Origin of the sequence: Bacillus sp. FJAT-42315 (genome assembly GCF_002797375.1) — a bacterium.
Taxonomy (GTDB): domain Bacteria; phylum Bacillota; class Bacilli; order Bacillales; family Domibacillaceae; genus Bacillus_CE.
This window is the reverse complement of sequence record NZ_KZ454941.1, coordinates 2,137,849-2,154,930: the sequence shown is the minus strand read 5'-3', so window position 1 is coordinate 2,154,930 and position 17,082 is coordinate 2,137,849. Positions and strand designations below refer to the sequence as shown.

Sequence of the window (17,082 nt, the reverse complement as noted above, 5' to 3'; positions counted from 1 at the left end):
TTAGGGTTTATCGGCTTTTTCGTTGGACCAGCGATCGTCATTGTTTATGATACGCTACGAGAAGCGGGGATTTTAAAAAGTAGATGGAAAATTTAACGGTATCAGCCTTCTATTATAGAAGGCTGATTTTTTTTATGGAAACAAGTGTAATATATGTTGTGTTGATACAGTAGTATGTAACAACATCATTTCAAAATATGAAAAAGAATGAAAATCATTCTTGACTAAAGTTGCTTTATGCTTTATTTTTTGTATATAGGCAACTTAATTAGTTCTGGGCATAAAACATTTCTTATGTTCATACATAGCATAGAAAAGAAAGGAGTTTTTTTTAGCTTAAAAGTTGCGTTCGGGCAAAAAACTGGCATGAAACAAAAAGGAGGATCATAAAATGAAAAAAATGTATGTCATGTTTACACTTATACTAGCGATGATGTTAACGGCTTGCTCGTCATCTAATAGTGAAGGGACAGCAAAAGAGGAGAAGGATCAATTAGTGGTCACGACAACGATTGCTCAAATTGCTGATATCGTTAAAAATGTGGGGGGGGAGCATGTCCAAGTGGAAAGCTTGATGGGACCAGGAACGGACCCTCACTTGTATAAGGCTACTCAAGGAGATATCGAGAAATTAAGCAAAGCGGATATTATTTTTTATAATGGGCTTCATCTTGAAGGAAAAATGAATGATATTTTCGAAAAAATGAGAGAACAAAAGCCGACGTACGCGGTGGCAGAGAATATTCCGGACGAAAAATTAAAAGCCGATAGTCAAGACAAAACCGTCGTCGATCCACATGTGTGGTTTGATGCGTCGCTTTGGAAGGATGCAGTGGAACAAGTAGAAGCAGGATTAGTGAAAGCTGATCCAGATCATAAAGAAGTCTATGAAAAAAATGCCGATCAATACATGGCGATGCTTGATGAATTACATGCTTATGGAAAGGAACAAATGCAAACCATTCCAGAAGAAAGTCGAGTATTAGTCACGGCTCATGATGCGTTCGGTTATTTCGGATCGGCTTACGGGTTAGAAGTACTGGGCTTACAAGGATTGAGTACGGATTCTGAATATGGATTAAAAGATGTGCAGTCTCTTGTTGACATACTCGTTCAAAAAAAGATTAAAGCGGTGTTTATCGAAAGTTCGATTTCAGATCGTTCCATTAATGCTGTCGTTGAAGGTGCAAAAAAGAAGGGACACACGGTAGAAATTGGTGGAGAGTTATTCTCTGACGCCATGGGCGAAGAAGGAACGCCTGAAGGAACATACGAGGGGATGTTTAAGCACAATATTGATACAGTTGTCTCTTCATTAAAATAAGGAAACGGGGGTAACATAATGAATCCTTTACAAGTCGACCAACTGACGGTCGCTTATCAAAAGAAGCCCGTCTTGCGAGATGTGAGCTTTAAAGTGCCTGAAGGAAAACTAATCGGGATTATTGGGCCGAATGGAGCCGGAAAGTCAACGCTCATTAAAGCGATTTTAGGACTGATTCCAAAGGCTTCCGGAGAGGTTCATATTTATGATCAACCATATAAAAAGCAAAGAAAGCTCGTCGGATATGTTCCCCAACGAGGGTCCGTTGATTGGGACTTTCCAACGAACGCCATCGATGTTGTCTTGATGGGAAGATACGGACATATCGGTTGGGTGAAACGTCCGAGAAAAGAAGATATTGAGTTTGCTTATAGTTGTCTTGAGAAGGTGGGCATGAAGGAATTTGCCAATCGACAAATTAGTCAATTGTCTGGAGGACAACAACAGCGGGTATTTTTAGCGCGTGCGCTCGCTCAAGATGCCACAATCTATTTCATGGATGAACCATTCGTTGGTGTCGATGCAGCGACTGAAAAAGCCATTATCTCGTTATTGAATGAATTAAAAGCGAAAGGGAAAACGGTCCTCGTTGTTCATCATGACTTACAGACGGTGAAAGAATATTTTGACTGGGTGATGCTTTTGAATGTGAGTTTAATAGATGTGGGCCCAGCAGATGAAGTATTTACTATCAATAATCTTCAAAAAACATATGGCGGACGCCTCGCCTTTTTAGAAAAAGGCAATGTCGTCGCTGCCGGATTAACGAGGGAAGAGTGATATGGAACAGTGGATCATGATGCTTCAAGACGCAAATACTCAATGGGTATTATTGGGTTCTCTATTGCTTGGGGCAGCTAGTGGGGTGCTTGGAAGCTTTGCCCTGCTTAGAAAACAAAGCTTAATCGGGGATGCGATGGCACACGCGGCACTACCTGGTGTTTGTCTTGCCTTTTTGATCACAGGAGAGAAGTCGCTTCCTTGGCTATTGTTAGGAGCGACGATGACAGGGTTGTTAGCTACGTATTGCATTCAAGCGATTACGAAACATTCTCGAGTAAAAATGGATACAGCGATTGGTTTAGTATTATCTGTGTTCTTTGGCTTTGGAATCGTGTTATTAACAAAAGCGGCACAAACTACTTCTGGTAATAAGAGTGGTTTGGATGATTTTATTTTCGGGCAAGCAGCATCGATGGTTGGAGCCGATGTGAAGATCATTGCAGGTGTTTCTGCTGTGTTGCTTTTGCTAATCTTCTTATTCTTTAAAGAATTTAAGGTGTTGACTTTTGATCCTGATTTTGCGCAAGGAATTGGCTTTCCGTCTAAAACATTAAATTTATTGTTGATGACGCTAATCACAGGAGCTGTTGTGATTGGGATTCAAGCAGTGGGTGTCGTTTTGATGGCGGCGATGCTCATCACACCAGCAATTTCTGCTAGATATTGGACGGAGGATCTAGGACGAATGGTCATTATTGCAGGTGTAATCGGTGCTTTTTCAGGAGTTAGTGGAACATTGATGAGTACAGTGGCGGAAGGCTTGCCGACAGGTCCATTAATTGTGTTAGCCGCTACCTTTATCTTCGTTATTTCATTATTATTTTCTCCGAAGCGAGGCTTGTTAATGAAGTTATTCAAGCTATACCGATTACGGAAATCCGTTGCTCGCGAGCAAAGGTTAAATCCTCTTGTGAAGCCAGCTAGAGAGGGGGATTAACAGGATGAGTTATGAAGCTTGGATTGTTCTTACTGGCGCTCTAGTAGGAGTCACTTGTGGAGTCACGGGTTGCTTTTTAATTTTAAGACGAATGGCGATGTTAGCGGATGCCATTAGTCATACAGTCTTGCTTGGGATTGTGCTCGCTTTTTTAATTAGTCATAGCTTAGATGGGATTTATATGTTTATTGGAGCGGCCATTGTTGGACTGTTGACAGCGTTTTTTGTTCAGCTATTGAACTCAGGTGGTGTTCAGTCGGATGCGGCGATCGGTGTTGTTTTTACTTCTTTGTTCGCAATTGGCGTAATATTGATCTCATTGTTGGCAGGAAACATTCATCTGGATGTAGATCATGCATTAATGGGCGAAATTACGTTTATTCCTTGGGATACCGTTGAATGGTTTGGTTTGACGGGTGTTCCTAAAGCCGTTTGGATGCTTGGGACGGTTCTAGTATTAAATGTAACGATCATTACCTTGTTTTATAAAGAGCTAAAAATCAGTTCTTTCGATCCAGCATTAGCAGCTGCGATTGGTATACCAGTTCTTTTCATTCATTATTTATTAATGGGGATGGTTTCAGTTACCACTGTTGCTTCTTTTGATAGCGTTGGAGCGATTTTAGTCGTTGCGATGTTAATTGTTCCAGGAGCGACCGCTTATTTATTAACCGATAAATTAAGCGTGATGCTCATTTTAAGCGGTGCGATCGGTGTAGTAGCGGCCGTTAGCGGTTACTATGCTGCGACGCTTTTAAATGTTTCTATTTCTGGAGCAATGGCGACAGTGTTGGGCTTGATCTTTGCGATCGTCTTTGTCTTATCCCCAAGCCATGGTCTTCTATCAAAATGGATGATGAAAAAGAAGTATATTCAATCAAAGAAACAGCTCCAACAGTCATAACAAAAAGCCAGGATGCCCCTGGCTTTTTGTTATGATCATTAAACGGTTTCTGCCTTCTTTATAAAGTCTTCTTGCTCATAATAGGCATGTTTCACTAAAATATTCGGTCCGAGACATTGGACACTTGGGCAGTGACAATTTAATTGAGAAGCGAGGGCGGAGTTCATCCAAGTTTGATACGCTTCCTGCAACGTATTCGTTTGAATATTCCCAAGTGGAGGAGCATCTCCAAAATCTGTTACAATAATATCTCCATTAAAAATATTAATATTGAGTCTAGAACGTCCGTCTGGGTCATTTCTCACTGTGACCATATGTTCATTTCGCAGCCGTTTTAATAATATTTGGTCCTCTTCATCTTGGCTGCATGAATAAAACGGAAGTGTCCCGAACAGCATCCAAATGTTTGGGTCGCGAACATCAAGTAAATGATGAATCGCTTCACGCATCTCTTGTAAAGAAAGGGATTCTAATGCACTAGCAAAATCACTAGGGTACATCGGATGAACCTCATGTCGAGAACAGCCCATTTCGTCGATGATTTGGCGATGAATTTTCTCTAAATAGGGAAGGGTTTTTTTATTTAACATCGTTTCCGCTGAGACCATAACACCCATTTTTGACAGTGCTTTGCTATTATCGATCATTCTTTGGAAAAGAGCTTCTCGCTGGGCAATCGTCGGTTTTCGTTCCATGTTTGCGAACCCGGTTTCTACAAACTCTTCTATCGTTCCCCAGTTATGTGAAATGTGTAACACATCTAAATAAGGGGCAATTTCTTCATAGCGAGACAATTCAATCGTTAAGTTTGAATTGATTTGCGTGTATACATCGCGTTCATGGGCATATTTTAACAGTGGTAGGACGTAGTTACGAATGGAAGATTTAGACAGCATCGGTTCGCCACCTGTAATGCTAAGTGCTCGCAAGTCCGGAACTTCCTCTAGTCTGCGAATGAGTAGATCAAGCGGCAAGGATTCGGGATCTTTTGTTTGTAATGTATAGCCAACCGCACAATGCTCACAACGCATATTACATAATGTCGTTGTCGTAAACTCAACATTTGATAACCTCATGTGACCTGCTGTTTGGATATCTAAATAAGATTCCCATGGGTCAAATTGTGGATGGATCACTTGTTTCATTGTAAAACCTCTTTTCTATAGACATTAATATTATACCTCTTTTCGAAAAGAAATGGCTAGGGAAAAAACGGATTTAAGCAAGCCATTTCTTCGTTTTTATTTGATAAAATGTTACATTTATAGTATCAATCTTGAGACCTATTTTTCTATTTTTTAGTGTCTTTTCTTTGGAAACAATTTCACGTGTGATACAATGTAGGCGTGTTAACTAGTAGTTGGAGGGAGAGATACATATGAAAAAAATGACAACTGTCATGGGAGCTGTGTTATTAGCTGGTGGCGTGTTAGCTGCGTGCTCGGATGCGGATACGACGAAAAGCGAAGAGACTCCTGAAAATCAAGAGGTAAAACAAGCAGCGGATCCAGCGGTAGAATCTGAACAAAATACAGAGAACGAAACGCCTGAGTCTGTAGAGGAAGATACAGAAAGCGAAGCGGCAGTGGAAGAAGTAGAGGCTAAAGGCATTTACAACGGCATGGCTGATGTTCATACGGTTGAAATTAATGTAGATGGGGAAGATCGTGCCTTTCAAATCAACCCTGAGGGCGAAGAAGTGAAGAAATTTGACGCGTTAGAAGAAGGGTCAGAAGTGACGTTTGTTTATAAAACAGAAGGCGAACAGATGACGATCACGCAAGTCAAAGCGGTAGAGCCTAAGCAAGCAGTTGAAAATGAAACAGAAGAAGAAGGTACAGAAAACGAAGCGGCAGTGGACGAAGTAGAGGCAACAGGTATTTATAATGGCATGGCTGACCTTCATACAGTAGAACTTAATGTAGATGGGGAAGATCGGGCGTTTCAAATCAATCCTGAGGGTGAAGAAGTGAAGAAATTTGACGCGTTAGAAGAAGGATCAGAAGTGACGTTTGTTTATAAAACAGAAGGCGAACAGATGACGATTACGCAAGTAAAATAAGTAAAAAACCGGAACGAAAGAGAGAAATTTATCTTTCGTTCCGGTTTTTTTATTCGAATCGCTCAATGATTTCTGTTAAAGACTTAGAGATTTCTTGAAGTTCTGTACTCATTTTTGCAAGGCTCTCCATCGCTTTTATTTGCTGCTCGGTGGATGCGGCTACTTCGATTGTCTTATTTCTTGATTTATTTGCATAGTCCGTTACTTGTTCTAATGAAGCCAAAATTTCTTCTGAACCGGCAGACATTTCTTCTGTGACCGCAGAAGTCTCTTGTACCTCATCATTGACAGAACTTACGGATTGATAGATTTCTTGAAGCATTTCACCAATTTGTTGGACAGCGTGGGCACCATTTGTCACTTTTGTAGAAGTGGATGCCATATCGGTTCTTACTCCGTTTGTTACTTCTGAAAAGCTCTCAATAAGTACTCGGATTTCTTCAGCTGATTGTTTTGATTGTTCAGCAAGGTGACGAACTTCATCAGCCACAACCGCAAAACCTTTTCCGTATTCGCCAGCTCTAGCTGCCTCAATCGCCGCGTTTAAGGCTAATAAATTCGTTTGTTCGGCTATGCCAGTCATGACGTTTGTAATATCTTGAATTTGCTGATATTTCGCCGTTAAATCTTCTACTTTATCTCCTGTTTGGAGTACGAGAGCTTTTACATCTTGAATTTGGTTAACGACCTGCAATGATTCTTTATGGCAATTCTGAACGAATTCAGTCACACCACTAGAGGTTTCAGCCATCGTTGTAGCGGAATCAGCAATTTTTTGAACGCCGAGAGACATTTCTTCCATTGCTCGAACGGCTTCCTCGTTATTTTGGACAGATCGAGAACTTCCGGATGCTACCTCGTCCATGCTTTGATTAATTGCATGATTCGCTTCTTGTGTTTCCTCCACTGTATTAAAAAGTTTGTTCGATGAAACTTGTAGATGGCTTGCTTGGCTACTTATTCTCGATAAAATAGCGCTCAGTTGCTCAATAGAAGCTGAAAATGAACGAACAAGAGAAGAGATTTCATCTTTTTTGTTCGTGCGAATGGTAGCAATTTTTTGATTGGCGACGCTCCAGCGACCATCAGCAAATTCCTTTAATGCCTGACTAACAGTACTAAGAGGTGCTAACGTTCTTTTTACATAAAAATACAATATTGCACATACCACAATAATGAGAAGTAAAAAGATGATCCCAAATATCGGGATAGATGATTTCAGTAATTCAGATTGAATAGAAACGACACTATCTGCTGCGATATCGACTCCTAATATACCGACTATTTCTCCGCTGCTATCTTTGATTGGAGCAAAAGCAGATAAATATCTTCCGTACTGTGGATCATTAATAATTTTTGTACTTGCTGTTTTGCCTTCCAATACAGGCTTTACATCATCATAAGTGGTGCCTGTAGTCTCTTGGCCGATTGTTGCACCATCTTCGGAGTCTTTAGGATAACCATCCATCATGATTTGGACAGACTTTTCGTCTGCTTGTAATGTATATATGTATAGAACGCCTGTACTTGCTAATGTTTCAATTAACTGATCCTTTACTTCGAAATACGATTCATTTTCTTCTGGTTTTTCAATAAAACGGCCATAAGTATCTCCATTTAGCCGCTCCGCTATATGCTTTGCGGTTGCTGTTCCTTGAATGCCGATTGTTTTTTCCACTGTGCCATAAGAACTACGAATAAGTAAAAATACCACCGATAGAAAGACCACAGCCATAACGGCCATAAAAATGAGAGTGATCCTTGTACTAATCAATTTGTTCCGCAAGAAATCCACTTCCTTTTAGTAGTTGTTTTTCTTTATATCGGAAGAAAGTGAGTATTCTTTATATTTGTTATTTAGAGAAAATGACAAATTTATAAAAATATAGATAAATAAAAAAGGAGAACCAAATGATGGTCCTCCTCTGTAGTAGTTGCCTCTCTTTTTGTTAAGCACGAGTTTGTCCATGTCCCTTTACTAATGATTTAGTAGTTGTAATGGCTTTAAGTCCCATTGGCCCGCGAGCATGAAGCTTTTGTGTACTAATTCCAATTTCAGCACCAAGCCCGAATTGCTCACCGTCTGTGAAGCGAGTAGAGGCGTTATGATAAAGAACAGCTGCATCAATGGCTCGGAAAAACCAATTGACGTTTTCCTTTGTTTCTGAAACGATAGCCTCGGAATGTTTTGTGCCAAACATATTGATATGAGCGACAGCTTCTTTCACATTCGCTACCGTTTTTACAGCGATAATAGGTGCTAAGTATTCAGTACTCCAGTCTTCATCCGTTGCTTCCTTCACAAAAGCAAATTCGTTTGCTAACACTTGATCTCCTCGGAGTTCTACACCTTGATTGTGTAAAGCATGCAAAATAGCCGATCGATGAGGCCAGTCGTGATGGATTAGTAATGTTTCTGCTGCATTACAAACAGATGGTCGATGGGTCTTGGCATTGACAGCAATGTCGATGGACATTTGTTCTTGGGCGCTTTCATCGATAAATACGTGGCAATTTCCGACTCCAGTTTCAAGTACGGGAACTGTGGCTTGACGAATGACCGTTTGAATAAGTCCAGCACCACCACGTGGAATTAATACGTCTAAGTATTCATTTAACTGAAACATTTTAGAAGCTGTTTCCCGACTCGTATCTTCTAATAGTTGGAGAGCGTCCGTTGGAATAGGGGACTGCTGCAATGCTGTCTTCATCACTTCCACTAGCGCTTGATTAGAATGAGTGGCGGAAGAACTACCTCGTAATAGCACGGCATTTCCTGCTTTTAAGCATAAAGCGGCAGCATCTACGGTCACATTCGGACGAGCTTCATAGACCATACCGATCACGCCAAGCGGCACACGAATGGTTTCAACTTTTAAGCCGTTATCAAGTGTCCATTCATCTGTCACTTCGCCAACTGGATCTTTTAATTGAATCAGTTGGCGGACACCATCAGCGATTTGCTGAATGCGCTCCTCAGTCAGCTGCAAGCGATCTAAAATGTTAGGAGAGAAACCTGCTTTAGCTCCGTTTTCCATATCCTTCGCATTTTCTTGCAAAATAAAGTCGGATTGTTGCACAAGGGCATCAGCGATTTTTTCTAAGCCTTGATTTTTTTCATTTTCAGAAAGTAGACTCATTTGAAAAGAGGCTGCCTTTAATAGTTTCGCTTTTTCAATTAATTCACTCATGTTTTTATTCTCCCATCTATTATTTAATAAAGTTCGTAGTGACCCAATTGTCGCGGTGAATGACTTCGGCCCGTTCATTAATCGAGTACACTTTTGCTTCTGAACTGGAGAGGCCTTTTATTTTTTCGAGATCCACAGAGGAATAGAACACTTGCCCTCTGCCGATCACCTCTCGTTTTTGATTGATGACATCGACCACATCCATTGGATCAAAGACACCTTCTACTGAGATCACGCCGGCAGGAAGCAAGCTTTTTCCTTTTGATAAAATAGCTATTTCAGCTCCTTCATCAATCATTACATTTCCGGAAGCTTTTGCGTGATGAGCAATCCATTGTTTTTTCATTTGCATATGAGATTTAAAAGGGGACCCGATATACGTTCCATTTCCTTTTCCAGCCAGTGTATCTAGTAATTTATCTGTCCCTTTCCCAGTACCGACAAATACAGGGACGCCGAGAGATAACGCTTTTTCAGCGGCAATTAGCTTGGATTTCATCCCACCAGTTCCAACTGATGAGCCACTGTCACCTGCGTAACTAAGCATTTCTTCGGTAACTTCAGGAATAAAGTGAAATCGCTTCGCTTCAGGATTTGTTTTAGGGTTACTGTCATACAATCCGTCAATATCCGTTAAAATAATTAGGGCATCGGCTTGAACAAAGCCGCTCACTAAGGCAGAGAGCATATCGTTATCTCCGTACGTCAGCTCTTCAATCGAAATGCAATCATTCTCGTTAATAATCGGGATCGCACCGGCTCTTAATAGCTCTGACATCGCCGTATAAAAATTTTGAAAGCGTCCGCGATTGTAAAAGTCTTCTCGAGTTAAGAGCATTTGTGCGACCGCTAGATGGAAAGGGGCAAACAGCGAAATATACTTTTGAATGAGCAGACTTTGCCCTACCGCGGCGGATGCTTGTTTGGCAGCGACTGTTTTTGGCTTTGATGTATAGCCTAATGATTGAAATCCTGCCGCTACAGCACCAGAAGAAACGATGATGACTTCATGGCCTTTTTGCTTCATTTTGGCAATCGCCTGAACGTGATCCCATACTTTTTCCTCGACAATATTTCCTTGTTCATCCGTTAATGAACTGCTTCCAATTTTCACAACTACTCGGTATTTTTTCACAGCAAATCATCCTTTTATCAAATTAAAAAAAGCATGCCCCTCCTATCCATAAAAGGACGAAGGGCATGCTAATCCGCGGTACCACCTTTTTTGGCGCAAATGCGCCCGCTCAATCCCGTAACGAGGGAGACGGCTTATGTTTCCATAAGCGATATTACAAAGGGCAGGTTCAACTGCTTCCTGTGAGGAGCCTTACAGCCAGTGGACTCCATTCTCTGACACACTTCACAAATTTACTAATCCCTTTATCGTTCAATTATTCATAATTATTACAATTATCTATATATATTCTGATTTGTCAAGAGTAAATAAGCTAAATATTTTTCAAGTGGACGGGTTGGCTTTTAATTAAGTCGAGAAAATGCTTTAAAATTCTTGCCGTTAACCCCCAAATAATTTTGTCTTCATAAAGATAAAAATACTCATCCATTTTTCGTGTCTGCCAATTGTAGTTTTCTCCTCCAACGATTAAATCAAAGGGAAAGTCTTCTTCTGGTTCTACTTTAAAATGAATGTCATATTTTTTCGGACAGTAGTTAAGTAAATAATCAAGCGGCACAGTAAATATTTGTTCTACTTCATCACGGTTCGGCTGTAATTTGTCTTCCGATGGTAAAGAGCCTACGAATGGATAAATGATCATGCCAAACGGAGAGAGGATAAAGTTCAGTGGGAAGGTTTGTGTAATATCCGATTGTTGAATGCCTAGTTCTTCCGATGTTTCACGAATGGCCGTATGAAGTTCATTTTCATCGAATTCCTCAATTCTCCCACCTGGAAAACAGACTTCCCCTGGCTGTTTCCTCATTTGAAGGGAGCGAACTTGAAACAATATATGAATCTCGTCTTCTTTTTCTATTAGCGGAAGTAGGATAGCATATTTGGAGAAATGTTCATGCCCTAATATAGCTGGGGTTCGATCGCAGAATTGATGAAATAATTGATCTCTTCTCATAAACTCCCTCTTTTCTTTAAGCATTTTTTCTATTATAAAGCAATGACGGGTATTTGTGAAAATTTGAATGCGAAATTTGTACTTTTGACAATTAATTCTACAAAGTGTATAGTGTGTATTGTTAATATACACACTGAAAGAAAGGTACTCATAAAATGATGAAAGTGTTGATTTCCAATTCGTCTGATAAACCTCTATATCAGCAGATTAAAGAACAAATTAAAGATGCGATTTTCAAAGGCGAACTGGAGGAAGGGGCTGCAATGCCGTCGATTCGTAATTTTGCCAATGATATTCAGGTAAGTGTTCTAACTATTCGCAGAGTCTATGATGAACTGGAACAAGAGGGATTTATTACAAGGCAAGTGGGGATTGGTACGTTTGTGTCTACTGGCAATATTGAGTTGTTGAGAGATTCGAAAAGAAGATTAGTAGAGCAGAAAATGTCTGATATGATTCAAACAGCGAAGGAACTCGAGATATCTAAAGAGGAGCTATTACAAATGATGGATATACTGTTCGAGGAGGGGAAATAGTGAAGAAAGTTTTAGAAGTTTCTAATCTTAACAAGAAGTATCCTAATTTTTCATTATCAAATGTAAATTTCTCGATATTTGAAGATTGTATTACAGGGTTTATTGGAACAAACGGGTCGGGGAAAACGACGACACTTCGTACCATTCTTGGTCTCACCCAAAAAGATTCAGGTGAGATCAAGCTTTTGGGTCAAAATATAGAACAACATGGAGATCAATTAAGAAATCGGTTAGGCATTGTCTTTGATGATGGCTGTTTCTATGAGGAACTCTCGATGCACGAAATGAAAACGATCATTGCACCTGCGTATTCAAATTGGGATGATTCTGTATACCACAAATATATGGAGATCTTTTCTTTAAATCCTAAACAAGTCATCGCTACATTATCGAAAGGCATGAAAATCAAATTTGCTTTAACTATGGCTCTTTCACATCATGCTGATTTGCTCATCATGGACGAGCCAACAAGCGGTCTAGACCCTTTAGTCCGAAGTCAGCTTATTGATATATTAAATGACTATATGAAACAGGGAGGAAAAGCTGTTTTTTACTCTACTCATATCACTTCTGATTTGGAAAAAGCAGCAGATATGTTGATTATGATTCATAATGGTCAAATTATTTTCCAAAAAGATAAGGATGCTTTACAAGATGAATTTTTTGTCGTGAAGGGGGATAGTCGGACGTTAACAGATGAGCTTGCACCGCTGTTTTTAAAAATCGAAAAAATGAATTTTGGATTTAAAGGGGTGACGAATCAATTAACGGAAGTGCGGAGAAAGATGCCGGATATTCTAGTTGAAAGGCCGACGATTGAAGATATTATGTTAGCTTATGTAGAGAAAGGAAAATAATCTATGTTATTTCATTTAGTGAAAAAAGATATATTAATTATTAAAAAATTTGTATTGATTATGTTAATGGTAGCAGCCATTATTCCTTTATTTATTATGTGGAAAATACCTGAAATGAGTGAAGCGATTGTTTTTTTGTTTGTCGTCATATTTACAGAATTGATCTTAGTACAATATGTATCGCAAAAGGAGCAACAATATCCGAAAGCGTCTGCATTACTATGCTCTACGCCGTATCCACGTAAAAAATTGGTGCAGGCAAAGTATGTTTTCTTCTTATTGATTTTTGCTTACTGTTACATCATTTATTCTTTAGAAGTTTTCCTTATTTTACATATCGATTATCTAAATCTTAATGAAATTTTGGGCGTTTTTAATTTCATTGCGCTTTGTTTTAGCATCTACATGCCGGTCCAATATAAATTTGGTTTTGAAAAAACAAAGTTTATATTTTTACTCACTTTAATGATCACGCCATTTATGTTGCCATCTATTATCAATAAATTAAGTGCAAATGAAACTTCATTTTGGACGACGATCCCGTTGTCTGTCCAAGTTTCCTTACTCCTCATTTTTGGGGTGATGGTGTTATTCATTTCAATGCAAGCCTCTATCAAAATCTATGAGAAGCAGGATTTAATATAATTAAAAATGTGAAAGGAACGAGTGATATGCCGGAATTACCACAATGGGTTGTCATCATATGTATTCTATTTCCGATCGTATATTTAAGCTGGAATTACAAGAGAAAAAAATAAGAAGATTGTATTTCGCATGAGTGTTATTCCAATCGATGGGGAAGTCCCACCGATTGGAATTTTATTAGAAAATCACCATAGTGTACTATCGGAATAACTGCATTTTTGACACACTCGAACAAATGTTTGTCTCTCGAAGCGATGGTCACAGTTTTGTTGTAGGGAAGAAAGTTCTTTTTTCAATTTCTCAAGGCTTTTTTCTAATGTCACAATTTCGCCTTTTAGCTTTCTTACTTTTTCGATTCTCATTGATAAATCTCCGCACCTGATTGCCGGAATTCATCGGCTTTTTCTTTTAACCCTTTTTCCACTTCCATTTCGCGGATGTTATGGGAGATTTTCATGCTACAAAATTTCGGGCCACACATCGAGCAAAAGTGGGCTGTTTTCGCTCCTTCTGCTGGAAGGGTTTCATCATGATATTCAAGTGCTCGTTCAGGGTCAAGTGCAAGGTTAAATTGATCGTGCCAGCGGAATTCAAATCGAGCTTTAGAAAGGGCATCGTCACGCAAGGAAGCTCGTGGATGACCTTTTGCTAGATCGGCTGCATGGGCAGCGATTTTATAGGCAATGACTCCTTCACGCACATCTTCTTTATTTGGAAGCCCTAAATGTTCTTTTGGTGTGACATAACAAAGCATCGCCGTACCATAGGAAGCAATCATCGCTGCTCCGATGGCAGAGGTAATATGATCATACCCCGGGGCAATATCGGTTGTTAATGGACCAAGTGTATAAAAGGGAGCCTCCATGCACATCTCTAATTGCTTATCCATGTTTTCTTTAATTTTATGCATAGGCACATGCCCAGGCCCCTCAATCATCACTTGTACATCATGTTTCCATGCGATTTTCGTTAATTCTCCTAACGTTTCTAGTTCCGCAAATTGCGCTTCATCATTAGCATCAGCAATCGAGCCAGGACGCAGTCCGTCTCCTAGTGAAAAGGCGACGTCATACGTTTTCATAATTTCACAGATTTCTTCAAAATGAGTATATAAAAAATTTTCTTGATGGTGAGCGAGACACCATTGAGCCATAATCGAACCTCCACGCGAAACGATACCTGTCGTTCGTTTGGCTGTCAGCGGAATGTATGGAAGACGAACACCGGCATGAATCGTAAAATAATCAACGCCTTGTTCGGCTTGCTCAATCAACGTATCGCGGAACATTTCCCAATTTAAGTCTTCGGCGACGCCATTCACTTTTTCTAGCGCCTGATAGATCGGAACGGTGCCAACAGGAACGGGACAATTGCGAATGATCCATTCTCTTGTCGTGTGAATATTTTTTCCAGTCGAAAGGTCCATCATCGTATCGGCACCCCAGCGAATCGCCCATGTCATTTTTTCGACTTCTTCATAAATCGAAGAAGTAACGGCTGAATTTCCGATATTGGCATTAATTTTCACATGAAAGGCGCGGCCGATAATCATCGGTTCGCTTTCAGGATGGTTAATGTTAGCAGGAATAATCGCCCGACCTTCTGCCACTTCTTTGCGAACAAATTCAGCATCCATACCTTCTCTTATAGCGATAAATTCCATTTCCGGCGTAATGATTCCTTGACGAGCATAATGAAGCTGGGTCACGTTTTTTCCTTTCTTGGCCTTTAAAGGTTGTCTTTTTAAACCTTGGAAAACGAGATCCTCATTGGCTGTTGTCTTTTTATACCCATTGTCTTCAGGGCGGATCGTACGACCTGTATATTCTTCTATGTCAGCACGCTCATGGATCCATTGATGACGAACGGTTGGCAGTCCTTTTTCGATCTCAATGCCTACTTGATCATCTGTATAATAGCCGCTCGTATCGTATACAAGAAGAGGAGCGTTTGGTTCTTCATGTGATGAGGTCATTGTAGGAGACAATTCAATTTCGCGAAAAGGCACTTTTATATCTGCTCTAGTACCCTCTACATATACTTTTTTACTTTTTGGAAAATTACGGACTAAATTCAATTTTGCATCTGGTCTTTGTTCTTTCATTGTTTTTTTCCTCCTTTGTCAATGAAAGGACGAAACCCGATTCTACCATGGCATGAAAAAAACCGAGCCATATAAATATACGGACCCGGTTAATAATCAGTTAAATAGCGTAAAAAACACGCTAATAAACAGATAGAAACTTCCCCACGCTGGTATGAACCAGATCAGGTCCTGAGGGTTAAGAAACTTTATTGCGTCTCTCTCTCAGCCCAAGCTTTTTGGACACCCCTAGTTTGAAAAATATTTAAATTTCCCTTCCAGTTTATACTAGTTTTTCTAGGAAGTAAAGAAAATAATAAAAAAAGATCATTAATTGGTATAATATTCTGTAACATTTGGAGGTGTTTTGATTGAATCTACTATTAATCGATTTTCCAACAGAGTTTTCCACTGAAAGATTGCATATTCGTATGCCTTTACCGGGAGATGGGGCAGTTGTGTATCAGGCAATTCAGTCCTCGTTGAATGAATTGAAACCGTGGCTACCGTTCGTTCATTATGAGCAATCACCGGAGGGGACAGAAGCGAATGTAAGAGAAGCTTATGCCAAATTTGTGACACGTGAAGATTTAAGGTTACACATTTTTCATAAAGAGACAGGAGAATTTATCGGTTCTTCCGGTTTGCATCGGATGGATTGGAAAGTCCGTAAATTTGAGATCGGCTATTGGTTAGATACCAAATTTTCAGGATGTGGTTATATGACAGAAGCGGTGCAAGCGATTGCTGACTTTGCCTTTGAACATTTAGTAGCCAATCGAGTAGAAATTAGGTGTGACCCTGATAACCAAAGGAGTCGTGCTATTGCAGAAAAATTAGATTTTACCCTTGAAGGCATACTAAGAAACGATCAATTATCTGCTGATGGCAGTCAGATTAGAGATACATGTATTTATGCACGGATAAATAAATAACTCGAGTATTTGTTGTATTTTTTGCTCTTACCTATAAAAATTATTGTCGGAAAACCTCATCATTTGTTGAAAAGTTTTTGCTGAAAAAATATGAATATTTCGACATAGTAGAAAGGGGGAGAGGATTTGTTGTGAACAATAAAGCGATGATGAATATGACTAATGATAGGCATATAGAATGGTTTTGGGAAAATAGCTCGGATCTAGTTTGTTCAATGAATTTAAAGGGTGTTATTTTAATGGGGAATCCTGTATTTATTAATGTGACAGGAGTAGATCCGAAAGATGAAACTATTTCAATATTTGATTTTTGGAGCAGCAAACCATATAAAAAAATAATTGCACTTATAAAACAAGCAATAGAGAGTTCGAACTCTATTGTGACTACCGAAAAAATTAGGCATCAAAACGGTACTTTATTCATCTATAAATGGAGTGTTATGTACGATCCGCATCATATGTTGTTTTATTTAATAGGGAAAAAGGAAACTACCAGTTGTTTAGGATGGTGTGAGGCATTTTTGACCACTACTAATGATCCTGTCTACATTTTAAATCATGAAGGAAAAATTATAAATGTAAATGAGGCATTTGCAAAGGTTTACGGCTGGAGTTTAGATGAATTGATGGGGGAAGAACTGCCAATTATTCCTTATCATTTGAGGGGAGAACGCAAAATATTCTCAGAAATTCTTCAATTAGGTAACATGGTCCGCAATCATAAGACAATTCGCC

The 17,082-nt window shown here is 39.5% G+C and carries 16 protein-coding genes and 1 riboswitch; of the genes, 10 read left to right on the top strand and 6 right to left on the bottom strand.

The window, feature by feature from the left end; all coding sequences use genetic code 11:
• Positions 1 to 391 precede the first annotated feature (391 nt).
• From CEF22_RS10685 to CEF22_RS10670, 4 genes are read left to right on the top strand one after another with little or no spacing between them, the layout of a single operon-like run.
• The gene (locus CEF22_RS10685; RefSeq protein ID WP_100402861.1) at positions 392 to 1,324 is read left to right on the top strand and encodes a metal ABC transporter solute-binding protein, Zn/Mn family; all 933 of its coding nucleotides are present in this window, start codon (positions 392 to 394) and stop codon (positions 1,322 to 1,324) included.
• An 18-nt stretch (positions 1,325 to 1,342) separates the two neighbouring features.
• Positions 1,343 to 2,104, top strand: a complete 762-nt coding sequence (locus tag CEF22_RS10680) for a metal ABC transporter ATP-binding protein (protein ID WP_100402860.1) — start codon at positions 1,343 to 1,345, stop codon at positions 2,102 to 2,104.
• Between the two features lies 1 nt (position 2,105).
• Positions 2,106 to 3,044, top strand: coding sequence for a metal ABC transporter permease (locus CEF22_RS10675; protein ID WP_100402859.1), 939 nt, complete (start codon positions 2,106 to 2,108; stop codon positions 3,042 to 3,044).
• A 4-nt stretch (positions 3,045 to 3,048) separates the two neighbouring features.
• The gene (locus tag CEF22_RS10670) at positions 3,049 to 3,948 is read left to right on the top strand and encodes a metal ABC transporter permease (RefSeq protein WP_100402858.1); all 900 of its coding nucleotides are present in this window, start codon (positions 3,049 to 3,051) and stop codon (positions 3,946 to 3,948) included.
• Positions 3,949 to 3,986: 38 nt separating this feature from the next.
• Here the strand turns inward: CEF22_RS10670 and yfkAB are convergent, their stop codons facing one another.
• Positions 3,987 to 5,093 carry a radical SAM/CxCxxxxC motif protein YfkAB gene (yfkAB, locus tag CEF22_RS10665; RefSeq protein ID WP_100402857.1) on the bottom strand — a complete coding sequence of 369 codons (1,107 nt, stop codon included), beginning with the start codon at positions 5,091 to 5,093 and terminating at the stop codon, positions 3,987 to 3,989.
• A 233-nt stretch (positions 5,094 to 5,326) separates the two neighbouring features.
• On the opposite strand from yfkAB, the gene CEF22_RS10660 reads away from it, so the two are divergent.
• Positions 5,327 to 6,010 (top strand): hypothetical protein, encoded by a 684-nt coding sequence (locus tag CEF22_RS10660; protein WP_100402856.1) that lies wholly within the window; start codon positions 5,327 to 5,329, stop codon positions 6,008 to 6,010.
• A gap of 49 nt (positions 6,011 to 6,059) precedes the next feature.
• Here the strand turns inward: CEF22_RS10660 and CEF22_RS19125 are convergent, their stop codons facing one another.
• The 4 genes from CEF22_RS19125 to CEF22_RS10640 all read right to left on the bottom strand — a co-directional run bounded on the left by CEF22_RS19125 (position 6,060) and on the right by CEF22_RS10640 (position 11,291).
• On the bottom strand, positions 6,060 to 6,761 hold the full coding sequence (locus tag CEF22_RS19125; protein ID WP_442857406.1) for a methyl-accepting chemotaxis protein: 702 nt from the start codon (positions 6,759 to 6,761) through the stop codon (positions 6,060 to 6,062).
• 1,198 nt (positions 6,762 to 7,959) lie between these two features.
• On the bottom strand, positions 7,960 to 9,201 hold the full coding sequence (locus tag CEF22_RS10650) for a glutamate-5-semialdehyde dehydrogenase (protein ID WP_100402854.1): 1,242 nt from the start codon (positions 9,199 to 9,201) through the stop codon (positions 7,960 to 7,962).
• Between the two features lie 19 nt (positions 9,202 to 9,220).
• Positions 9,221 to 10,336: a glutamate 5-kinase gene (gene proB, locus CEF22_RS10645; protein ID WP_100402853.1), complete on the bottom strand. Its 1,116-nt coding sequence runs from the start codon at positions 10,334 to 10,336 to the stop codon at positions 9,221 to 9,223.
• Positions 10,337 to 10,649: 313 nt separating this feature from the next.
• Positions 10,650 to 11,291, bottom strand: a complete 642-nt coding sequence (locus CEF22_RS10640) for an NUDIX hydrolase (RefSeq protein WP_100402852.1) — start codon at positions 11,289 to 11,291, stop codon at positions 10,650 to 10,652.
• Between the two features lie 158 nt (positions 11,292 to 11,449).
• Here CEF22_RS10640 and CEF22_RS10635 point away from each other — a divergent pair, with 158 nt between their 5' ends.
• The 3 genes from CEF22_RS10635 to CEF22_RS10625 are packed head-to-tail and all read left to right on the top strand — an operon-like array spanning position 11,450 to position 13,329.
• Positions 11,450 to 11,827 (top strand): GntR family transcriptional regulator, encoded by a 378-nt coding sequence (locus CEF22_RS10635; protein ID WP_100403983.1) that lies wholly within the window; start codon positions 11,450 to 11,452, stop codon positions 11,825 to 11,827.
• Positions 11,827 to 12,684, top strand: a complete 858-nt coding sequence (locus tag CEF22_RS10630) for an ABC transporter ATP-binding protein (protein WP_100402851.1) — start codon at positions 11,827 to 11,829, stop codon at positions 12,682 to 12,684. The genes CEF22_RS10635 and CEF22_RS10630 overlap by 1 nt, the downstream gene beginning before the upstream one ends.
• A 3-nt stretch (positions 12,685 to 12,687) precedes the next feature.
• A complete protein-coding gene (locus CEF22_RS10625) occupies positions 12,688 to 13,329 on the top strand; it encodes an ABC-2 transporter permease (RefSeq protein ID WP_100402850.1) in 642 nt (213 codons plus the stop codon).
• A gap of 358 nt (positions 13,330 to 13,687) precedes the next feature.
• Here CEF22_RS10625 and thiC read toward each other — a convergent pair whose 3' ends face one another.
• Entirely contained in the window at positions 13,688 to 15,433 is a 1,746-nt protein-coding gene (thiC, locus tag CEF22_RS10620) for a phosphomethylpyrimidine synthase ThiC (RefSeq protein WP_100402849.1), read from the bottom strand.
• Positions 15,434 to 15,557: 124 nt separating this feature from the next.
• Positions 15,558 to 15,673, bottom strand: a riboswitch (TPP riboswitch).
• Between the two features lie 110 nt (positions 15,674 to 15,783).
• Between thiC and CEF22_RS10615 the strand changes: the two genes are divergently transcribed.
• A complete protein-coding gene (locus tag CEF22_RS10615) occupies positions 15,784 to 16,347 on the top strand; it encodes a GNAT family N-acetyltransferase (protein WP_100402848.1) in 564 nt (187 codons plus the stop codon).
• A gap of 131 nt (positions 16,348 to 16,478) precedes the next feature.
• Positions 16,479 to 17,082 (top strand): PAS domain-containing protein (locus CEF22_RS10610; protein ID WP_198508059.1); only part of this gene is annotated, 604 nt, incomplete at its 3' end.